An 18,488-nucleotide genomic window follows, 5' to 3' on the forward strand; every position below is an offset into this window, starting at 1 on the left:
GCTGGCGGCGGGCGGCGCTGGCGCGGAGACAGGCAGCGGCACGTCGGCGCTGATGAAGGTGCCGCGCCCGACCGTGCCATCGAGATAGCCTTCCGCCGCCAGCTGCGCGTACGCATTGAGCACCGTCTGGCGCGATACGCCCAGCAAGCGGCAAAACTCGCGCGTGGGCGGCAGCCGCATGCCGGGACTCAGGCGCCCGTCGAGGATGGCCGCCCTGATGGCGCCATACAACTGGCGGAACAGCGGTTCGGCGGCAGCGCGGTCGAGCGGCAAGGCGGCGATAATCTGGTTGACGTGGGCGGCAGGCATGAAAGAGGCATTTAAATTGGTAGCTTCAAGATAGCACTTATTGGCTGTTTTAAACAGCCAAGATCCCGACTAAGATGATGTTCCGATTCCTTCATCATGGAGCCTCCATGCAGCAGTTTTTCGCCACCGTGGCCTGGCAGCGCGACGGCCAGGATTTTGCCGGCCAGCGCTACAGCCGTGGCCACGCCTGGCAATTCGACGGCGGCATGACGGTGCCCGCCTCCTCGTCGCCGCTGTCCGTGCCGCTGCCCATGTCGGTGGCGGCCAACATCGATCCGGAAGAGGCGCTGGTGGCCGCCACGTCCAGCTGCCACATGCTGTTCTTCCTGTCGCTGGCGGCGCAGCGCGGCTTTGTCATCGACGACTACCGCGACGCAGCCATCGGCGAACTGGGCAAGAATGCGCAGGGCCGCCTGGCCATGACGCGCATCGTGCTGCGTCCGCGCATCGTGTTCGCGGCAACGCCACCCTCGCCCGAGGCCCTGGCCGCCCTGCACCACGACGCCCATGAACGCTGCTACATCGCCAATTCGCTGACGGCCGATGTCGTCGTCGAGGAGGCCTAGATGTACACGCCTTCCAGTTTTCGCGAAGAGCGCCTCGAGGTGCTGCACGGCCTGATCGCCGCCCACCCGCTGGGGGCGCTGGTATGCCACGGCGAGGACGGCCTGTGCGCCGACCATCTGCCGTTCGAGATCGCCGCGCCGACGCCGGAGGCCCCGTTCGGCATCCTGCGTGCCCACGTGGCGCGCGCCAACCCGCTGTGGCGCGCCGCAGGTACCGACTGCATGGTGATCTTCCAGGGGCCGCACGCCTACATCACGCCCGCCTGGTATGCGGAAAAGCAAATCAGCGGCAAGGAAGTCCCCACCTTCAATTACGCCGTCGCGCATGCGCACGGCCCCCTGCGCGCCATCGACGATGCGGCCTGGCTGCTGGGACTGGTGGAACGCCTGACGGCGCGCCATGAAGCGGGCCAGGCGCAACCGTGGCAGGTGGCCGATGCGCCGACCGCTTACATCGACAAACTTCTGAAAGCCATCGTCGGCATCGAGATTCCCCTCACGCGCCTCACGGGCAAGTGGAAGCTGGGACAGAACCGCACGCAGGAAGACCAGGCCAGCATGGCGCGCGGACTGGCGCAGGACAGCCAGCCCGGCGCGGCGCAAGCCCTGGGCGCGCTGATCGCCGCCAATGTCACGCCAGCCAGCTGACAGCCGCTGAAAACGTCAGGAACGACAGCGCCGTCGAGACCAGGATGATACGGGCGATGCGGGCCGTGTTTGCGCCGAAGCGTTCCGACAGCAAGGTGACGTTGCTGGCGCTGGGCAGGCAAGCCACCAGCACCATGCAGGTCAGGGCGAACGGGTCGAGCGGCGCGCCCAGGGCGATGGCCGCGTGGCCCGTGCCCCACACCAGCAGCGGGTGCAGCAGCAGTTTTTTCAGCGCCACGGGCACGTATTCCCCCAGCGGTGCCGGGTCGGCGGTGCTCATCTGCGAGCGCGCCAGCACGGCGCCGATGGTAAACAGGGCGACAGGCGAGGCGGCATCGGCCAGCAGGCCCACCGTCTGCATCAGGGGCTTGGGCAAGGCCAGTTCCAGCCACGACGACAGGGCGCCCAGCACGATAGCCCAGGGCATCGAGTTGCCCGCCATGCCCTTCAAGGCATTCATGACGGCCGCGCGGCCGCCGTGCGCGCCGCCGCTGCCGATGCGCGACAGGGCGATGCACAGCGAACTGGTGATGAGCATGTCGACGACGATGGTGACGATCACGGGGCCGGAAGAGCGGGGACCGAGCAAGGTCAATAGCAATGGCACGCCCATGAAGCCCGTGTTCGGGAAGGCCGCCACCAGCGAACCGAAGGCCGCGTTGTTCCAGTCGATGCGGTGGCTCAGGGTCATGGCCATGGTCACGCCCACCATGATCAGGGCGCACAGCAGATACACGCCGAAGACGCTGGCGTCGAGCAGCTGCGCGATGGGCGTGGCGGCGCCGAAGCGGTACAGCATGCACGGCAGCGCGAAGTACAGCACAAAGCTGTTCAAGCCGCCGATGGCGGCCAGCGGCAGCAAGGTGCGCCGCACGGCCAGGTAGCCGCACAGCACCAGGGCAAAGAAGGGAAAGGTGATGGCAAGGATGGTCAGCATGCAGCGATTGTAGCGTGCTCCCGCAATCCCCCGCCGGGCGCAAAAAAAGGCCGCTCGCGCGGCCCAAGGAGGTTTCGGAGAAAACGCCGGTGGCCTGTCAGGGCTTGAGCTGGGCGCGGATTTCGCCGGCCGGATACGTGTCGCTGTGCACATTCACGTACAGTTTACCGGCCTGGTAGCTCGCCTGCTGCGATGGCGTCAGCACGGTATTCGGCGGCACGGCAAACATGCCTTCGCCGGTTTTCAGCAGCGGCACGATGACGGGGCCATTCGCGCCGGCCGCCCCTTCGTGGATATGCGCCACGGTGGCCAGCATGCCCGTGTAGCGCACGCCACCGCTGACGCCGCGGTCCGGCGCCACGCGGATATTGCCGCTGCCGCTGGCCGTGCTGGTATTGGCCGGCACTTCCTGCGCGCCGGAAAGAGTCACGCCATGGCCGCCGGGCTGGCCGGGTCCATGGGTACAAGCGCCCAGCAGGGCGGCCAGCGCCAGCGCCACTGCAGCGCGGCAGGCGTGTGTTTGCAATGTGGTCATCACGGTACTCCTGGAACGGGGTGGGATCACGGAAGGCGCCACGCCCGCGCACGGGCATGGGCGCCGCACTGTTGCTGCACCTGCAGCGACAATAAGCGCAAGCCCGCCCGCCCGTTTTGCTTTTTACCAAACTTGCTGCACGCCAGCACCCTGCCTTCAGGCCAGATGGCCTTCCGCCACCCAGCCGCGGTTGGCGGCCGGCGCCTTCGGCTTGGGTGCGATGCCGCTGCTTTTTTCCGCATCGAGGATAATGCTGCGCATGCTGTCGCTGGCGGCAGGGCCCGGCGCGAATGCGTAGTACTCGTCATTGATGGGCAAGCCCGTCATGGCATCGACCAGCACAGGATCGGCGGCCAGGCCCGTGTCGCGGCTGGCGATGACGAGGCTGGCGCCTTCCGGGGCGAAATTCTCGTTACCCCAGGCGATAAAGGCCAGCAGCACGGGCTTGAAGGCGCGCCCGGACTTGGTCAGCACATAGTCGTAGCGCGGCGGCTTGGCGCAGTACAGGCGGCGCGTCATCAAACCGCCTTCCACCAGGTCGGCCAGGCGGCGCGTGAGGATGGTGGGGGCGATCTTCAGGCTCTTTTCAAATTCATCGAAGCGCGTCTTGCCGTAAAACGCTTCGCGCAGGATGAGGATGCTCCACCATTCGCCCACCTTGCCCAGGCTGCGAGCGATCGGGCAAGGCAAATTATTAAAGTTGGTATGTTTCATGACCATCTCCTCACGTTGATTCAACACAACAATCGAAAAATCTTGCAGTTGCAATACGGAAACTTCAGTTACTATCAAATCGAAAGCTTCGAGCACCCCATGATGGCGGCTTGAAAATACGCACAAACTCACACTTTTCTTGTTCAAGTACAATCATGGCTCGTTCAGTTCCCCTAATCCCGGTGCGAAAGACGGTGTCAGCCATGCCATGCGGCGTTGCTGCCCACGCCCGTTTTTTGCCAGATGCGTTCACGATGACTCCATTGAAGTTTGCCGTACTGCCAGCCCTGCTCGCCCTCACGCTTTGCCAGACCACCACCGCCGGTACCGTCTCTTCCGCATCGTTCCAGGCCACCCTCGTCATCCACGAGGTCTGCAGCGTCAGCACCCAGCGCGCGCTGGCGCAAGTACATTGCCGTCACAACACGCCCTACCATCTGCAGCAGCAAGCCACGCCGTCCGGCGCCGGCCTCGTCACCGTTACGTTCTAAAAATAAATCGTCGCCGTCACCGTATCCTTGTAGTCGCCGGGACGCGGCGACGTCTGTGCCGGCACCCGGCCAAAGATCGTCAGCGGCACGCTGGCGCCCGTGCCCGTGCCCGTCACCATGCTGGTGCCCGCCGTGCCGTCGCCCCACACGGGCCCGTCCAGGGTGGCCGACAGCAAGTAATTGACCTTGTCCGTGGTCAGCGTATTTTTCATCTGCCGCCCCGCCACGCTGGCCGCCACGACGCCGCCGTTGAGGGCGATCTGGTAGGCATTGTTGTTGACACAGCGCACGGACACGGTGCTGGTGCTGCGCAGATTGCCCGTCAGGATGCTGGCGTTGGCGAAGGCCATCGGCGTCACGCCGATGGTGCAATCGTTGATGGCCGTCGCGTTCACCGTAAAACCGAAGCTGCCGCTGTTGACGGTGCAGCCAGCCAGGTTGATCAGGCCGTACGTGGTGTAGGTATAGGTACCCGCGCCGGCAAAGCTGGAGGTGTACACCGTGTTGGCATTGGCCACCGTCGGCACGGCGGCCAATGACGTGCCGGCAGGAATCTTCGCGTACACGGTAAAGTTCATGGAATACGTGCCGGGCGGCGCCAGCAAGCCCGCCGACAGGGTCATCGCGAACGTCGATGGCGCGCCCGTGACGCTGGCGCCGCCCCAGATCTTCGCCGGCGCATACGTGCCATCGACGTACACGTTGTAGTCCATGCGGTTGCTGCCATTGCCCAGCTTGCGCGGCAGCGCCGACGTGGAATTCGTGCCCAGGCCCAGGGAAATGCACACTTGCGCATTTGGCGTCAGCAGTTGCCCCAGGTTCAGAGAGGAAAACACACAGCTGAACGTGCCCGTGGCCTGCGCCGTGTAATCGGTACCGGAAATCGGGCTGATGTTGCCAAAGTTGATATTGGTCATGCTTACCGAGCACGTGTCGGCCCGTGCCGCGCCACTCGCGCAGCCAAGCAGGACGATAAGGCACAGCAGCAGGCGGCGCATCAGCGGCCTCCCCCGGCAGGCAGGCAGCGCAGCGGCCCCAGCATTGGCAAGCCGCCCTGCGCCGGACGCACATACGCAAAGCGCACCGCGCACTGGCTGCCGCTGTCGCCGATCTGCAACTCGTTCTCCGCGCTCAACTCGTCGACAAAGGCCAGGCCGTCAAAACCCACCACCGTGCGCTTGCCGCTTTGCACGTGCAGCACGGGCAAGCCCGTCGCCAGCGGCTTGCCGTCGGCATCCTGCAGCACGATGGTGGCGGCGCTGTAGCGCTCGACAGGGAAGGCGGCAAGCACGCCGGACAGCATTTTCGGCACCACATTGATATTCGTCACGGGCACGCGCGCATCGACGTCAAGCGCATCGGTGCCGATGCTGATCTGGTTATTGCCATAAGGATTCAGATTGGGCACCAGCAAATAGCCGCTGCCGCCGGTGCTGCCGATCTGCCGGTTTTCATGCAGCACGGGCACATCGGCCACGCCGCCCGTCGATACCAGCGCAAAACCGTTGCCCACCTGGCGCGCGGCAGCCACGTGGCCGTCCATCAGCACCAGGGCGCCGGCGGCGCCGAGCGAGCCGGCATTGCTCATGGCATTCGTCTGCACGCGCGCCGTGACCCGCCCCAGATTGCCCAGGTAATCGACCTGTCCCTGGCGGTAGGCCGCGCCGCCCGACGTACCCGACTGCACGGCCCAGCCCACGCCACCGCCAAAATCGGCGCTTTGCTGGGCCGAGACGCTGCGGGTATTGGCGTCGTTTTGCCGGCTGGTATTGGCGCTCAAGGCGATATTGTTGTCAAACGCCATGCTCAAGCCCACATAAAATCCCCGCTTGTCCCGCTGCCGCAGATCCTGGAAGGCGCTGGCATTGATGAAGATGCCGTGGAACAAGGTGGCCGAATAGCCGACGGTGGCGATCTTCGAGGCGGGGATGCCGGGCGCGCGGTAGGCGATATAGCTGAAGTTCACGCTTTGCCCTGCGGGCAAGGCCAGGTTCAGCGAGACGCGGTCGGCGGCGCGCGCCACGGGGCTGCCATCGCGCGAAGCCAGATCGCCGTAACGGGCGCTGGCGCGCACGCTTTGCAGGTCGACGCTGTAGCGCGGTCCCAGGTACTGGTAGCCGACGCTCGCCTGCGCGCCACGGCTGCGGCCGGCGCTGACGGCCAGCGCGCCGTTGATGACACCCGCCTGCCCCAGGCGCAGCAGGGCGCCGGCGCCACCGTTGAGTACGCCCGGCCCCAGTTCGCCATGGCCTTCCAGCGTGACACTGTCGCTCACGCCATAGCGGCCCGTGGCGCTGGCCACCGGTTTCTTTTCATAGTCGAAGACGCGCTGGCCATACTCGCGCCGCAGGGCGCCCGCTTCGATGGAAAAATCGGTCAAGCCCTTGGCCAGCAGGCGAGTGTCGACATACAGGGGCAAGGTCATGGCCACGCTGCGGCCCAGCGCGTCGCGCGTGATGACGGTCGCCTGCCCCGCGCCATTGATGCCGGCCACCTGATTCAGCACGAACGGGCCGCTGGGTACGCTGGCGGAATATTGCTGCACCCCATTGACATACAGGCTCAGCGACGACGGCACCAGGGCCGAACCATCGACCGAGGCGACGGGAAAGGTCAGCAGGTCGGGACGCAGCTGGAAATTCTTGCGCCATTGAAAACCGCCCATGCGCACGGCGCGGCTCCAGCTCAGCGAGCCGGAAATGAGGTCGCCCAGCTGCCATGTTTCCAGCGTCTCGGCATCGGCGTGATTCCAGAAGGTATCGAAGCGCATGTACTGGCGCTGGCCCGCGCCCAGGTTCAAGGTGCCGGTATTGCTGAATACGCCGCTGTCATTGAAGTAGCGGACATCATGGAACAGGGCCGTGCGGCGCGTCTGGCCCAGCTCGGCATACGCTTCGTAATTGAGCACGGCGCCGGGCGTGACCCGGGCCGGCGGCGGGCGGCTGCTGGAACGGGCGCTGACCATGAATGGCGCGCGCAGGCTGTCGTCCACGCGCAGCGACAGGCTCTGGCGCGCGGCATCGTAGTCATAGCTGAGCCCGGGGATGGAGTCGAGCGCCACCTCGGCCTGGCCAGGCGCGCCGAAGCGCGCCGGGTCCAGCCCCAGCTGCTGCAAGTTCTCCACACTGCTGAGCAAGCCCTTACCCTGCTGGGTAAAGCGCAAGATCAGTCCCGTCGCTTCTGCGTTCAATATGACCTCCAGATACAATTCATTCGGTGCCGCCGGATCACCGGGCAGGCTGGCCGGGCCAGGGTCGGCACCCGATACCGCCGCCCCTGATAAAGCTGTCCCCGCCGCTTCCGCCACGTTGCCCACATTGCCCACATTGGCTGTCCTGGCCGCCGGCGCCATGGCGGCCAGCAGCGCCATCGAGCAAGCCTGCCAAGTGAGCGACCATTTCATGGTGTAACCCGGTTACGCTGGCGCGCGCCATGCTGGCAAGGTTCAGGGTGACGGCGAATTTCTGGCAACGAGCGCCTTTGCATTGACGGTGACGGCAATCGCCAGCGGTCCTTCGAGCGCGGCGTCCCTGGCAACGGGCAGGCGCCATTCGCGCATGCGCCCTGCCAGCACATAACCAAACAACCCCTTGCTGACAGCAAATTCCTTGCCGGCCTGGTTGGCCAGCACCATGCTGCCAATCTGCGCGTGGAAATTACCGCTGTTCCTGATGCGCATCATCCATTCACCGTCCTTGCGGAACACCTGCCAGTCCAGCACTTCCTTGCCGGGCATGCCGCTGGGCAGCACGAACACGGGCACCGAGTAGCGCAGGCGGATGTCGACGCCGCTGCGCGCGGGATCGTCATCGCGCCCCACCTCGTCGATCAGCACGCGGTAGGTGCGCTCCTGCGCCGACGGCCCCGCCTGGGTACGCACGAGACGGATGGTTTGCCGGCTGTTGGCGGCGATTTCCACGATGGGCGGGCTGGCCACCAGTTCCTGCGTCGGCGCCAGCGCTTCCTCGCCATTCGCCTGGTCCCACAGGAACACGCGCACCTGGCCGAACAGCGGCGCCTCGCCCAGATTCTGCAAGGTGATGCCGGCCGCTGTCTGCTCGGCCCGCATGGTGAGGGTCACGGGCGAAATCTGCAGGTTGGCGGCGCCGGTCATGCCGGCCCAGGGCGCGCTGAAGAGCAGCAGCAACAGCGGCCAGGACAGAAAGGCACGGCGCAACGTCATGGGCACTCCGCCTAAAAGTAGACGGTGGCGGTGATGGTCGATTTGTAGGTATCGGGCATGGGCGTGGCCTGCGGCGGCACGTTGCCATACACGGTGATGGGCTGGGCCGTGCCGTTACCCGTGCCGCCCAGGGTGTCCGTGCCCTGGGTATTGCCCCAGACCGTGGCGCCGGCGGTCTGGAACAGGTTGAACTGCACCGTGGCCGCGTTGCCGCCCGTGCCGCTCAGATAGCGCGTCGTGCCGACAGAACCGGCGCCCGTGCCGGCATTCAGCCCCACGTTGTACAAGGTGGTATTGGTGCAGGTGACGTTCAGCGTCGTATTGACGTTAACGGCAGTAGCCAGTACACCCTGAGTTTGACCGAAGTCGAGTGGCAGAGCCGCAATCACGCAGTTGGCGATGATTTTCAGCGTGACGTCGAATGTCGTCGTATTGGTGCCATTCGAATACGAGGCGGCATTGCCGATGGCAGGCACGCCGGCGGCGAGGACAGCGGCGGTGGCCACTGCGGCAAGAGGAGAAAATTTAACGCGTAACATAAAGCCTCCGGATGATGAAACATCATGGTCGGGCCCTTGTCTAAGAGGGCACTGAGGATAGTCACGGAATTGCCGGCGTTTTCTAGGGCACGCAAACCAGGACAACACATACATCGCTACGGAGTCCAACCGCGAGGGACTGCCACTTGCCTCGATTGCAAACCATATTTTTTTACAATCGACATTGCTTTAAATCAATGTACGATTCGATTATTAGCCATCTAAAAAATTGCCGCTTCTTCTTGCGGAGAAACATCTTTTGAAACACGCGAAAAGCAGAAAAAAAAGAAAAAGCGAGGCATAATAAGCCACAACTTGCTTTTTGGTTAAGTCATCCATGCCATGCCACTGACCAGCGAAACCATTAAAAAAAACATCCTGATCGTGGACGATTCCGCGTTCGAGCAGCGCATGCTGATGGAGCTGCTCAGCGAGCAGCCGTATCGTTTCAGCATTGCCTTCAACGGCTACCAGGGCTACCAGCTGGCGCTGGCCACCCATCCCGACCTGATCCTGCTCGACGTGCGCATGCCTGAAATGGATGGCTACACGGCGTGCCGCCTGCTCAAGGCCAACCCGGAAACCGAGCAGATCCCCGTGATCTTCCTTAGCGGCGCCGATGCGGCCAAAGAGCGCATCATGGGCTTGCAGGTGGGCGGGGTCGACTACATCTCGAAGCCGTTCACGCCGGACGAACTGGCCGCGCGCATCCATATCCACCTGGGGTTGATGCGTAAAAGCAACAGTACGCCACCGGCCGCCACGCCGATCGGCGAGCGCCAGCAGCATCCGGACCTGGTCTTCGTTAATGCCGTGAAGCAACTCATCCTCGACAACCTGGGCAGCTTGCCGAACTTGTCCGAGATCGCCCGCAGCGTCGGCACCTACCGCGAGAAACTCACCTTGATGTTCCGCGAACAGACGGGCATGACGGTGTTTGCCTTCATCCGCGAAGCGCGCATCGCGCGCGGCGTGGAACTGCTGCAGCAGACGGAAATCGACGTGCAGGATATCGCCCTGCTGATCGGCTTTCACAACGCGGGCAATTTCGCCACCGCCTTCCGCGAACGCATGGGCGTCACGCCCAGCGCCTACCGCCAGCGCCTGCAGGAACAGGCGGGCCAACGGCAGGTATCAAACGGCCACTAGAACGCGCCGCTTAGAACTTGTAGTTCAGCTTGAGCGAGGCAAAACGGCCGCGCGGGTCGGCCTGCGTATAGTCGAAGCCGGAGGCCGAGTAATCCCACGGCGCGCGCTTGTTGGCCAGGTTCTGCACGATGAAGGTGACGTTCGCGGCCGGCGTGACTTGCCAGCTGGTGGTCACGTCAAACGTGCTGAAGGCCGCCACCGATTCCGCCAGGTGCGTGCTTTGCGCATAGCTGCCCACGTAGTTCCACGTCAGGGTCGAGGCCCATTTGCCCTGCTCCCAGGTGGCCGAGGTGACGCCGCGCCATTTCGGAATCGAGCCGAAATAATTGGTGCCGGCGCCGTCCGTCAGTGGCGCGCCATCGGACAGCGGTTCGGCAAAGCGCAGCACGCGGCTCAGCTGGCCGGCCAGGGTCAGCTTGCCCCAGTCCTTGTCGATGAAGCGCTGGCGCAGGTCCAGGTCGATACCCGACACTTCGCGCTGGCCCTGGTTGCGGTACTGGCGGTACAGAGTGGTAATGCGGCCATCGGCATCGCGCGTGATCTTTTGCGGCGCGGTCGCTTCATTGGCGAGGGTGGTGGTGGCGCTTTCCGTGCCGATCACGCCCTCCTGCTTGATGCGGTAGTAATCGAGACCGATGCTCGAACTGCTGGTGGGCGACACCACCACGCCCAGGTTCAGGTTATTCGAGCGCTCCGGACGCAGCGCCGTATTGGCGATGGTAATGGCCGTCACGCCGCGCGTCTGCGTCGGCGTGATCGGGTCGCGCGGATCGAGCACGCTGACATAGCTGACGGCCGTGCTTTGCGTAATTTCCGGCAACGACGGCGCACGGAAGCCGCGCGAGACGGTGCCGCGCAGCAGCAGCCACGGCGCCGCCTGGTAGCGCGCGCTGGCTTTCGGCGAAAACGCATTGCCGAAGTCGCTGTAATGGTCGGCGCGGCCCGCCAGGTTGACGGACAGGTCTTTCACGACGGGCACGTTGAATTCGGCAAACAGGGCCGACACGCTGCGCGAGCCGTTGATGATATTGATGGCCGGTCGCAGTTCCGTGCCTGACAACACGGCCGTCGAGGTTTGCGAATCCATCTTTTCGCGGCGCCACTGGGCGCCGGCGGCAAAGCCCAGCGGGCCGGCCGGCAATTGCCACAGGTCTTTCGCGGCCGAAAAGTCGACCGTGTCGAGCGTCGATTCGGCCGGACGCAGGGTCGACAGGCGCAGACGGTTGCGCACGGCTTCGCTGTTTGGCGACTGGTCAAAGAAATTGTAGCTGCCGTCGGCCAGCACCTTCTGGAATTCATAGCGGTTGACGAAGTTCTGCACGGTTTCTTCCAGCTTGCTGCTGGAGTGGCCCACGGCCGCATCCCAGTCCCAGCCCGCCAGCGTGCCTTTCACGCCGGCCAGGGCGCGGTAGAACGTGACCCGGTCCTGCTTCAGGCGCGGCCCCAGGTCGAACAGGGTGGCCGTGAACGGCAGGGGCGTCGCGCCCGGATTGTTCGGATGACCCACGGGCAGCACCACGGGTATCGTGTCGAGCGCCTGCGTGGCATTGTTCCACACGCGCGTGGCATTGTTGACCGTCAACGGCGCGCTGAAGGTCTGGTCGGCGCGCGAATAGCTGTGCAGCAGGTCGACATACGCTTCCGTCTCCGCATTCAGTTTAAAGGTGGCGCGCGCCGCCGTATGCACGCGCTCGATGCCGGGAATCAGGGTTTTATACGGCGACGGATTGTAGGCCAGCACTTGCCCCGTCTTGCCCGGCGAGATGTCGCCGTAATTGACCAGTTGCAGCGGGCCGCGCACGCCGCCCAGGATACGCGTTGGGTCGCTGCCCGCGTAGTTGGTGGCAACCCAGCCCAGCGCGCCGCGCTGCTGCGTGCGGAAATCCGCGTCGCGCATCCACGCCACGTCGCTTTGCTGCAGCTTGTCGCGCTGCTGCGCGTCGATCGAGAAGACCAGGCTGTAGCCGTCTTCCTCCAGCTTGCCAAAACCCGTCTGCAGGGCCGCACTTTTTTTCATGCTGGCCCGTGCCTTCGGTCGAGCCGCCCCACTGCGCCGTAATGTCCGTGCCCGTGAATTCCTTGTACAGGATGATGTTGACGACCCCGGCCACGGCGTCGGAACCGTAGACCGACGAGGCGCCATCCTTGAGCACCTCGATGCGCTGCACGGCCGCCATCGGCAGGCTGTTCAGGTCAACAAAGGTTTCCTGCAGATTTTGCGCCGTGGCATAGCTGGCCACGCGCTTGCCATTGACGAGGATCAGGGTATTTTTCTGGCCGATGCCGCGCAGCGACAGGCCCGAGGTGCCGGCCGAGAAACTGCCCGTGTACTGCTCGTTGTAGCTGTTGCCGCTATTGGCGGAAATCGCGCGCAGCACGTCGGCGACGCTGGTCTTGCCGCTGGCCTTGAGATCCTTGGCGGTGATGATCTGCACGGCGCTGGCGCCCTCTTTTTCGCTGACGCGGATATTCGATCCGGTCACGTTGACTCTCGCCATTTCCTCTTCGGCATGGGCGATGGTGGAGACGGCGGGAAAAGCGGCGGCGATGGCAAGACTGATGGCGAGTGGTTTGAACATGGTTTCCTCTTGATGGGATTGCAGCCTTTTTCAGATAAAAAAGGCCGAGCGGGGGCACGCGGACCGGGCAGGCCAGCGGGCAAACAACAAACGGGGGACGTGCGGGAATTACGGGATGCGTGGGCGGCCACGCATCGGCATCCACTGCGCCATGCAGTGCATGGTCAGCTGGTGCCGGGCGGCGGAAAAAATGGCAGAAAGGGTAAAGCGCGACATAAAAGACACCGGTAAGCGGGGAAATGCCACTATATCGCGGTGCCTTTATGGCGTGAACGAATTAAAAATTGAATGTATATACGATTTGGATCTAAGGACTTGTCATCTGACAACATTCACGCGTCGGCGATTGTCGTGGCCGTGCCGGGCACGGGCGGCGCTGCGGCCGCCGCGCGGCGCGCCTGCACGCCCCACCAGTACCAGGAGATCAGCGCGTTGACCCAGTAGGCCGCGTACAGCACGGCCGTCAGGTGCAGACCGCGGCTGTAGTACAGCGGCACGGCCACCGTGTTGACCAGCAGCCAGAAGCCCCAGGTTTCGATACGCCGGTTCATCAGCAAAAATTGCGCGATGATGCTGAAGACCAGCACGGCCGAATCGATGAAGGGCGCATACGCATTGGTAAAGCGGTGCAGCAGCATGCCGTAGACGGCGACGGCGGCGATGCCGGCCGGCACGATCCACACCAGGCTGCGCCAGCCCGTGCGCGTGATCGGCAAGGGCTGGCCCGCCGCGCCGCGCCGCCACTGCAGCCAGCCGATGACGCAGGTGACGATGAAGAACAGCTGCAGCATCACGTCGGCGTACAGGTTGACCTGGTAAAACAGCACGGCAAACAGCACGCAGCCGACGATGCCGATCCACCAGGAATGAATATTGTTGCGGCCGGCCAGGATGATGGAAACAGTCATCAGCGCATTGGCGGCGATCTCGAGCGGGGGAGTCAAGCGGTATTCCTTTGCAGTGGAGGCACGGCGCCACTATAGCCGATTCCACTGCCCGTTGTCCGCCGCGCCTGGCCATGGCGCGCGCCCGCGATTGTGCGAAAAGCGCGCACAAATCCACGAAAAACGCGGCCATGGCGCCGTTGACGGCCCTCGCCCCTTGACTTATCCGGGCATTCTGGCAAATTGGATAGCAAGTTGACACTCTATGGAAGCACCTCCCGTATGCGCCTGCGCCATTTCCTGTTTACGGCCGTGCTTGGTGTAACTGCCACGCCCGCCGTGGCCTGCCGCATGACGATGGCGCTGGAGCAATGGCCGCCGTATGTCTACCGCGATGCGCAGGGCAGCTATACGGGGCTGGACCTGGAGCTGCTGCAGGCGATCTTCAAGGAAGCGCAATGCACGCTCGTCACGCTGCCGGAACTGCCCACGGCGCGGCGCCAGCTGCTGTTCCAGAAAGGCGGGCTGGATCTGATGCTGGCCGCCTCGGAGACGCCCGAGCGGCTGTCGTATGCGCGCTTTTCCATCGCCTACCGCGACGAAGCCGTGGGCCTGTTCAGCAAACCGGGCAATGCCGCCAGCCAGCCGCCGGTCGGCAGCTTCGCGCAGCTGGCGCGCGGCAAGTCGACCCTGCTGGCGCCCAAGGTGGGCTGGTATGGCGCCCAGTATGCGGCGGCCCGCGCGCAGCTGGAAAAGGAAAGCCGCCTGAATACCTTCGGCGGCTTCCAGCAAGGCGTGCGCATGCTCGATGCGGGCCGCGCCGACCTACTGATGGGCGACGTGCTGGCCGTGCGCCACGAAGCGCGCCAGCAGGGCGTGGCCTTGCGTACCCTGCCCTTCCTCGCCCTGCGCGCCCCCGTGCACCTGATGCTCAATGCGCGCAGCACCAGCAGCGCCGACCTGGCGCGCCTGAACGCCGCCATCACGCGCCTGGAACAGCGCGGCGCGCTGGCGGCGATCCGCGCCCGCTACGAGGCGCCTTAGGCCCCTCAGCCCTTGCTGGCCGCTTCGAGGATTTCCAACTTGGTCTCGCGGCCATTCTTTTGCACGCCCTGCGCCTTGTCGTAGCTTTCGATCAGCGCGCGGTACGGCGGCACGATGTGGTCCGTCATGATGGCGGCAAATTCCATCGCGTCGGCGCGGTTCCAGGTGCTCATCACTTCGGCCAGCACGGCATACGTGTCGATCGGCACGGCACCGGCCTGGGTGACGCGCGCCATGGTGATGTCGGTGGCCATCTTCGACCAGTTGCCCGACGCATCGATGATGGCAAACACCTTGTAGCCGGCGGCCAGCGCGCTGATCGTGGGGAAGGCCATGCACACGCTGGTGAGCGTGCCGGCGATCAGCAGGGTCTTGCGGCCGGTCTTTTCAATCGCCTCGACCCACGCCGGATTGTCCCAGGCATTGATCTGGCCCGTGCGGGGAATGTAGACGGCTTCCGGGTTGAAATGGTGGATTTCCGGGATCAATGGGCCATTCGGGCCATCGGGCACGGAGGCGGTGGTGAAGGTCGGCATGTTGGCCAGGCGCGACAGCTTGGCCAGCGCCGTGACGTGGCCGCGCAGCACGTGCTGCTCGATGTCGCGCACCAGCTGGAACAAGCCGCTCTGGTGGTCGATCAGCAGCATGACGGCGTCATCGGGATCGATCATCGGGGGCAAACCGTTGAAATTGGCGGGGGTGCTCATGGTAGTCTCCTGGAAGTGGCGCCATCTGGCGGCGCCGTGTGCATGCCCATGCCGCGGGATGCGGCATGGGGTATTACTTACTGCTCACTGCTCACTGCTCACTGCTTGCTGCTCACTGCTTGCCGCTTACGGCGCGATGCGGGCAAAGCGGCCGCTGTTGAAATCCTCGAACGCCTGCACGATTTCCGCTTCGCTGTTCATGACGAAGGGGCCATGGCCGACGATCGGCTCGTCGATCGGCTCGCCGCTCAGCAGCAGTACCACTGCGTCGTTGTTCACCTCGATGGTGATGCTGTCGCCATCGCGCTCGAACAGCGCCATCTGCGCTTCGCGCAGCACGCTCTCGCCGTTGACCAGCACCGTGCCGTGCAGGACGATCAGCGCCGTGCTCCAGCCCGGCGTGACGGGCAATTCCGTCAACTTGCCCTGGGCCAGGCGCATGTCCCACACCTGCATCGGCGAGAACGTGCGGGCCGGTCCGTGCTGGCCGTCGAATTCGCCGGCGATGACCCGCACGGAGCCGGCGCCGTCCGGCAGCGTCACCGTAGGAATGGTGTCGCTGGTGATGGCCTGGTAGCCGGGCGCCGCCATCTTGTTTTTCGCCGGCAGGTTGACCCACAGCTGCACCATTTCCAAGGTACCGCCTGACTGCGTGAAGGCTGGCGAGTGAAACTCTTCATGCAGGATGCCGGCGCCTGCCGTCATCCATTGCACATCGCCGGGGCCGATCACGCCGCCCTGGCCCGTCGAATCGCGGTGCGCCACTTCGCCCTTGTAGACGATCGTCACGGTTTCAAAGCCGCGGTGCGGATGCGAACCGACGCCAGGTGGACGGGTGCCGGGTGCGAATTCGGCCGGACCTGCATAGTCGAGCAGCAGGAATGGGCTCAGCTGCTTGCCATGGCCGTTGTACGAAAACATCGAGCGCACGGGGAAACCGTCGCCGACCCAGTGCTGGCGCGGTGCGCTGTAGATACCGGTGATTTTGTTCATCTCGATCTCCTGTGCGAGTATGTTTGGCAGTGGAACTGCGATGGAGACAGAATACGCTTGCAACGATGAGTGCGGTAGACGGTAAAATGTGCCATCAGCGTTCTATAAATGGAACGACCAAGGAGAGGGCATGCAGGATCTGAATGACTTGTATTATTTTGTGCAGGTGGTCGACCATGGCGGCTTCGCCCCGGCCGGGCGCGCGCTGGGCATGCCGAAATCCAAGCTGAGCCGGCGCATCGCGCTGCTGGAAGAGCGCCTCGGGGTGCGCCTGCTGCAGCGCACCACGCGGCACTTTTCCGTCACCGAGGTGGGGCAGTCGTTTTACGAGCATTGCAAGGCCATGCTGGTGGAGGCGGAAGCGGCGCAGGAAGCCATCGAACTGACGCGCGCCGCGCCGCGCGGCACGGTGCGCCTGTCCTGTCCCATCGCCCTGCTGCAATCGCTGGTCGCGCCCATGCTGGCCAGTTTCATGCGTGAACATCCGCAAGTGACGCTGCTGCTGGAAGCGACCAACCGCCGCGTCGACCTGGTGGCCGAAGGCATCGACGTGGCCATCCGCGTGCGCCCGCCGCCGCTGCCCGACAGCGATCTGGTGCTGCGCGTGCTGGCCGAGCGCAGCCAGTGCATGGTGGGCAGTCCGCTGCTGTTTGGCGACGCGCCCGTCCCGCAGGCGCCGGCCGACTTGGCCGACTGGCCCAGCCTGGCCCTGGGCGCGCCGCAGCAGCTTTACCAGTGGGATTTGTACGGCCCCGGTGGCGCGCGCGCGCAGCTGCGCCATGCGCCGCGTTTCGTCACGGGCGACATGCTGACCCTGCGCGACGCGGCCGTGGCCGGCGTAGGCGTGGTGCAGCTGCCGACCATGATGATTACCGCGCAGGTGGCCGATGGCAGCCTGCTGCCGCTGATGGAGCAATGGCGGCCGCAGCGCGAAATCATCCACGCCGTCTTCCCGTCGCGGCGCGGCCTGCTGCCGGCCGTGCGCATGCTGATCGACCACCTGGCGCAGGCGTTCGCCGCGCTGCAGGAAGAGTGAAGCCTTTCAGGTAGGATGGCAGTCTCTCCCTGCGCCTGGAAATCCGCATGCGTCTATTGATCCTGTCCGACCTGCACCATGAGTTATGGCGCGACGATGCGCCGCAAGGCGACCTGGCCATCAGCCGTCCCGACGCCGTCATCCTGGCCGGCGACATCGACACGGGCACGCGCGCCGTCGCCTGGGCGGCCACCGCGTTTGCCGGCCTGCCCGTGCTGTACGTGCACGGCAACCACGAAGGCTATGGCCACCACCTGGACAAGGTGCGCCATGAGCTGCGCGCGGCCTGCGCCGCCACGCCGAACGTGCATTTTCTCGACGCGAATACGCATCTGATAGCAGACCAGGACGGCAACAAGGTGCGCTTCCTGGGTGCCACCCTGTGGACGGATTTCCGCCTGCTGGGCGACGACACGCGCCAGACGGCCATGCGCGACGCGGAAGCCCTGATGAACGACTACAAGCGCATCCGCCTGGCCGGCATGGGCTTTCGCAAGTTGCGCGCGGCCGACACGGCCATGTTCCACGCGCAGCAAAAAGCCTGGCTGGCGCGCGAACTGGCGCAGCCCTTTGACGGCGGCACGGTGGTCATCAGCCACATGGCGCCGTCGCTGCAGTCGCTCGACGCCGCCCATGGCGGCGCAGCGCATGCGCCCGCCTATGCCTCGCGCCTGGAAGAACTGGCCGCGCAGGCGGACCTGTGGGTGCATGGCCACATCCACGCTTCGCGCGATTATCAGCTGGGCCCATGCCGCGTCGTCAGCAATCCGTGCGGCTACAAGACACGCGACGGCACGCCGCAGAATCCCGACTTTGACCCGGACTTCATCGTCGAGCTGCAGCCGCGTCGTTCGGGCGCTAATCGTCCGGCTTGAGACGCCCCGCCAGCAATTGCTGCAGGCGGTGCTTGCCGGCCCGGCGCGCCGCGCGTGGCGACGCCTCCGACTGGTGCACGCACGGCGCGCACGCCGAGGTAGCGGATCTTGCGAAAACGGTTCCAGTCGCCCGGCTCCGCATAGCGCCAGGCCGTGATATCCCAGGGTATCGAGGCCAGCCAGCGGTGGTAGAACACGGACGAGGTCGACACATTGTTCACCGCAAAATGCGGCGCCTGGTTCACGTGCCACTCATCGGGCACTTCGTAATCGAAGGRRTGCCAGATGATGTCGGCGCG

General features: G+C 64.7%; 20 protein-coding genes and 1 pseudogene. 7 read left to right on the forward strand and 14 right to left on the reverse strand.

Annotated elements, in window-relative coordinates; all coding sequences use genetic code 11:
* Window positions 1-309: GntR family transcriptional regulator (locus tag JaAD80_RS22855; RefSeq protein ID WP_146012492.1), on the reverse strand; the 309-nt coding region annotated here is incomplete at its 3' end.
* Between the two features lie 107 nt (window positions 310-416).
* Between JaAD80_RS22855 and JaAD80_RS22860 the strand changes: the two genes are divergently transcribed.
* Both JaAD80_RS22860 and JaAD80_RS22865 read left to right on the forward strand, forming a co-directional pair.
* Complete coding sequence (locus JaAD80_RS22860; protein WP_102297793.1) at window positions 417-875, forward strand: OsmC family protein; 459 nt, start codon at window positions 417-419, stop codon at window positions 873-875.
* Window positions 876-1,523, forward strand: coding sequence for an FMN-binding negative transcriptional regulator (locus JaAD80_RS22865; protein WP_102297796.1), 648 nt, complete (start codon window positions 876-878; stop codon window positions 1,521-1,523).
* Here the strand turns inward: JaAD80_RS22865 and JaAD80_RS22870 are convergent.
* The 4 genes from JaAD80_RS22870 to JaAD80_RS30855 form a co-directional block, all read right to left on the reverse strand.
* A complete protein-coding gene (locus JaAD80_RS22870) occupies window positions 1,507-2,460 on the reverse strand; it encodes an AEC family transporter (RefSeq protein ID WP_102297799.1) in 954 nt (317 codons plus the stop codon). The two genes, JaAD80_RS22865 and JaAD80_RS22870, sit on opposite strands and share 17 nt — an antisense overlap.
* Before the next feature lie 97 nt (window positions 2,461-2,557).
* Window positions 2,558-2,995: a CHRD domain-containing protein gene (locus JaAD80_RS22875; protein WP_102297802.1), complete on the reverse strand. Its 438-nt coding sequence runs from the start codon at window positions 2,993-2,995 to the stop codon at window positions 2,558-2,560.
* A 156-nt stretch (window positions 2,996-3,151) separates the two neighbouring features.
* A complete protein-coding gene (locus tag JaAD80_RS22880) occupies window positions 3,152-3,709 on the reverse strand; it encodes a helix-turn-helix domain-containing protein (protein ID WP_071326735.1) in 558 nt (185 codons plus the stop codon).
* Window positions 3,710-3,773: 64 nt separating this feature from the next.
* Window positions 3,774-3,962, reverse strand: a complete 189-nt coding sequence (locus tag JaAD80_RS30855) for a hypothetical protein (RefSeq protein WP_180979546.1) — start codon at window positions 3,960-3,962, stop codon at window positions 3,774-3,776.
* A 1-nt stretch (window position 3,963) separates the two neighbouring features.
* On the opposite strand from JaAD80_RS30855, the gene JaAD80_RS22885 reads away from it, so the two are divergent.
* On the forward strand, window positions 3,964-4,200 hold the full coding sequence (locus JaAD80_RS22885; RefSeq protein WP_146012493.1) for a hypothetical protein: 237 nt from the start codon (window positions 3,964-3,966) through the stop codon (window positions 4,198-4,200).
* On the opposite strand, the gene JaAD80_RS22890 is transcribed toward JaAD80_RS22885, so the two are convergent.
* Genes JaAD80_RS22890 through JaAD80_RS22905 form a run of 4 tightly spaced genes read right to left on the reverse strand, consistent with a single transcriptional unit; the run spans window position 4,197 to window position 8,922 of the window.
* The gene (locus JaAD80_RS22890) at window positions 4,197-5,198 is read right to left on the reverse strand and encodes a spore coat U domain-containing protein (protein WP_102297807.1); all 1,002 of its coding nucleotides are present in this window, start codon (window positions 5,196-5,198) and stop codon (window positions 4,197-4,199) included. The two genes, JaAD80_RS22885 and JaAD80_RS22890, sit on opposite strands and share 4 nt — an antisense overlap.
* Complete coding sequence (locus tag JaAD80_RS22895; protein WP_102297810.1) at window positions 5,198-7,603, reverse strand: fimbria/pilus outer membrane usher protein; 2,406 nt, start codon at window positions 7,601-7,603, stop codon at window positions 5,198-5,200. The genes JaAD80_RS22890 and JaAD80_RS22895 overlap by 1 nt, the downstream gene beginning before the upstream one ends.
* Before the next feature lie 42 nt (window positions 7,604-7,645).
* Window positions 7,646-8,383, reverse strand: coding sequence for a molecular chaperone (locus JaAD80_RS22900; RefSeq protein WP_258003133.1), 738 nt, complete (start codon window positions 8,381-8,383; stop codon window positions 7,646-7,648).
* An 11-nt stretch (window positions 8,384-8,394) separates the two neighbouring features.
* Window positions 8,395-8,922 (reverse strand): spore coat U domain-containing protein, encoded by a 528-nt coding sequence (locus JaAD80_RS22905; protein WP_102297813.1) that lies wholly within the window; start codon window positions 8,920-8,922, stop codon window positions 8,395-8,397.
* A 342-nt stretch (window positions 8,923-9,264) separates the two neighbouring features.
* On the opposite strand from JaAD80_RS22905, the gene JaAD80_RS22910 reads away from it, so the two are divergent.
* Complete coding sequence (locus tag JaAD80_RS22910; protein ID WP_102297815.1) at window positions 9,265-10,071, forward strand: response regulator; 807 nt, start codon at window positions 9,265-9,267, stop codon at window positions 10,069-10,071.
* A gap of 10 nt (window positions 10,072-10,081) precedes the next feature.
* Here the strand turns inward: JaAD80_RS22910 and JaAD80_RS22915 are convergent, their stop codons facing one another.
* The 3 genes and pseudogenes from JaAD80_RS22915 to pnuC all read right to left on the reverse strand — a co-directional run bounded on the left by JaAD80_RS22915 (window position 10,082) and on the right by pnuC (window position 13,594).
* Window positions 10,082-12,088: a TonB-dependent receptor domain-containing protein gene (locus JaAD80_RS22915; protein ID WP_374755268.1), complete on the reverse strand. Its 2,007-nt coding sequence runs from the start codon at window positions 12,086-12,088 to the stop codon at window positions 10,082-10,084.
* 142 nt (window positions 12,089-12,230) lie between these two features.
* Window positions 12,231-12,650 (reverse strand): annotated as a pseudogene (locus JaAD80_RS32055) (TonB-dependent receptor plug domain-containing protein); the annotation flags it as partial.
* A gap of 332 nt (window positions 12,651-12,982) precedes the next feature.
* Window positions 12,983-13,594: a nicotinamide riboside transporter PnuC gene (gene pnuC, locus JaAD80_RS22920; protein WP_102297818.1), complete on the reverse strand. Its 612-nt coding sequence runs from the start codon at window positions 13,592-13,594 to the stop codon at window positions 12,983-12,985.
* Between the two features lie 222 nt (window positions 13,595-13,816).
* On the opposite strand from pnuC, the gene JaAD80_RS22925 reads away from it, so the two are divergent.
* Entirely contained in the window at window positions 13,817-14,578 is a 762-nt protein-coding gene (locus tag JaAD80_RS22925) for an ABC transporter substrate-binding protein (RefSeq protein ID WP_102297820.1), read from the forward strand.
* A 5-nt stretch (window positions 14,579-14,583) separates the two neighbouring features.
* Here JaAD80_RS22925 and JaAD80_RS22930 read toward each other — a convergent pair whose 3' ends face one another.
* Together JaAD80_RS22930 and JaAD80_RS22935 are read right to left on the reverse strand one after the other, a co-directional pair.
* Window positions 14,584-15,285 (reverse strand): isochorismatase family protein, encoded by a 702-nt coding sequence (locus JaAD80_RS22930; protein WP_219726867.1) that lies wholly within the window; start codon window positions 15,283-15,285, stop codon window positions 14,584-14,586.
* Between the two features lie 126 nt (window positions 15,286-15,411).
* Complete coding sequence (locus JaAD80_RS22935; protein ID WP_102297823.1) at window positions 15,412-16,278, reverse strand: pirin family protein; 867 nt, start codon at window positions 16,276-16,278, stop codon at window positions 15,412-15,414.
* A gap of 130 nt (window positions 16,279-16,408) precedes the next feature.
* Between JaAD80_RS22935 and JaAD80_RS22940 the strand changes: the two genes are divergently transcribed.
* Window positions 16,409-17,314 carry a LysR family transcriptional regulator gene (locus tag JaAD80_RS22940; RefSeq protein WP_102297826.1) on the forward strand — a complete coding sequence of 302 codons (906 nt, stop codon included), beginning with the start codon at window positions 16,409-16,411 and terminating at the stop codon, window positions 17,312-17,314.
* A 47-nt stretch (window positions 17,315-17,361) separates the two neighbouring features.
* Window positions 17,362-18,189 carry a metallophosphoesterase family protein gene (locus JaAD80_RS22945; RefSeq protein WP_102297829.1) on the forward strand — a complete coding sequence of 276 codons (828 nt, stop codon included), beginning with the start codon at window positions 17,362-17,364 and terminating at the stop codon, window positions 18,187-18,189.
* The last annotated feature ends 299 nt before the right edge of the window (window positions 18,190-18,488 follow it).

It is taken from the genome of Janthinobacterium sp. AD80 (genome assembly GCF_002878455.1).
Taxonomy (GTDB): domain Bacteria; phylum Pseudomonadota; class Gammaproteobacteria; order Burkholderiales; family Burkholderiaceae_D; genus Janthinobacterium.

Excerpts from the sequence above, each read along its gene's own strand:
- JaAD80_RS22880 (WP_071326735.1), bottom strand. The coding sequence starts at position 3,709 with ATGAAACATACCAACTTTAATAATTTGCCTTGCCCGATCGCTCGCAGC.
- JaAD80_RS22885 (WP_146012493.1), top strand. The coding sequence starts at position 3,964 with ATGACTCCATTGAAGTTTGCCGTACTGCCAGCCCTGCTCGCCCTCACG.
- JaAD80_RS22890 (WP_102297807.1), bottom strand. The coding sequence starts at position 5,198 with ATGCGCCGCCTGCTGCTGTGCCTTATCGTCCTGCTTGGCTGCGCGAGT.
- JaAD80_RS22905 (WP_102297813.1), bottom strand. The coding sequence starts at position 8,922 with ATGTTACGCGTTAAATTTTCTCCTCTTGCCGCAGTGGCCACCGCCGCT.
- JaAD80_RS22940 (WP_102297826.1), top strand. The coding sequence starts at position 16,409 with ATGCAGGATCTGAATGACTTGTATTATTTTGTGCAGGTGGTCGACCAT.
- JaAD80_RS22935 (WP_102297823.1), bottom strand. The coding sequence starts at position 16,278 with ATGAACAAAATCACCGGTATCTACAGCGCACCGCGCCAGCACTGGGTC.
- JaAD80_RS22875 (WP_102297802.1), bottom strand. The coding sequence starts at position 2,995 with ATGACCACATTGCAAACACACGCCTGCCGCGCTGCAGTGGCGCTGGCG.
- JaAD80_RS22945 (WP_102297829.1), top strand. The coding sequence starts at position 17,362 with ATGCGTCTATTGATCCTGTCCGACCTGCACCATGAGTTATGGCGCGAC.
- JaAD80_RS22870 (WP_102297799.1), bottom strand. The coding sequence starts at position 2,460 with ATGCTGACCATCCTTGCCATCACCTTTCCCTTCTTTGCCCTGGTGCTG.
- JaAD80_RS22915 (WP_374755268.1), bottom strand. The coding sequence starts at position 12,088 with ATGAAAAAAAGTGCGGCCCTGCAGACGGGTTTTGGCAAGCTGGAGGAA.
- JaAD80_RS22925 (WP_102297820.1), top strand. The coding sequence starts at position 13,817 with ATGCGCCTGCGCCATTTCCTGTTTACGGCCGTGCTTGGTGTAACTGCC.
- JaAD80_RS22900 (WP_258003133.1), bottom strand. The coding sequence starts at position 8,383 with ATGACGTTGCGCCGTGCCTTTCTGTCCTGGCCGCTGTTGCTGCTGCTC.
- JaAD80_RS22895 (WP_102297810.1), bottom strand. The coding sequence starts at position 7,603 with ATGAAATGGTCGCTCACTTGGCAGGCTTGCTCGATGGCGCTGCTGGCC.
- JaAD80_RS22930 (WP_219726867.1), bottom strand. The coding sequence starts at position 15,285 with ATGAGCACCCCCGCCAATTTCAACGGTTTGCCCCCGATGATCGATCCC.
- JaAD80_RS22860 (WP_102297793.1), top strand. The coding sequence starts at position 417 with ATGCAGCAGTTTTTCGCCACCGTGGCCTGGCAGCGCGACGGCCAGGAT.
- JaAD80_RS22910 (WP_102297815.1), top strand. The coding sequence starts at position 9,265 with ATGCCACTGACCAGCGAAACCATTAAAAAAAACATCCTGATCGTGGAC.
- JaAD80_RS22865 (WP_102297796.1), top strand. The coding sequence starts at position 876 with ATGTACACGCCTTCCAGTTTTCGCGAAGAGCGCCTCGAGGTGCTGCAC.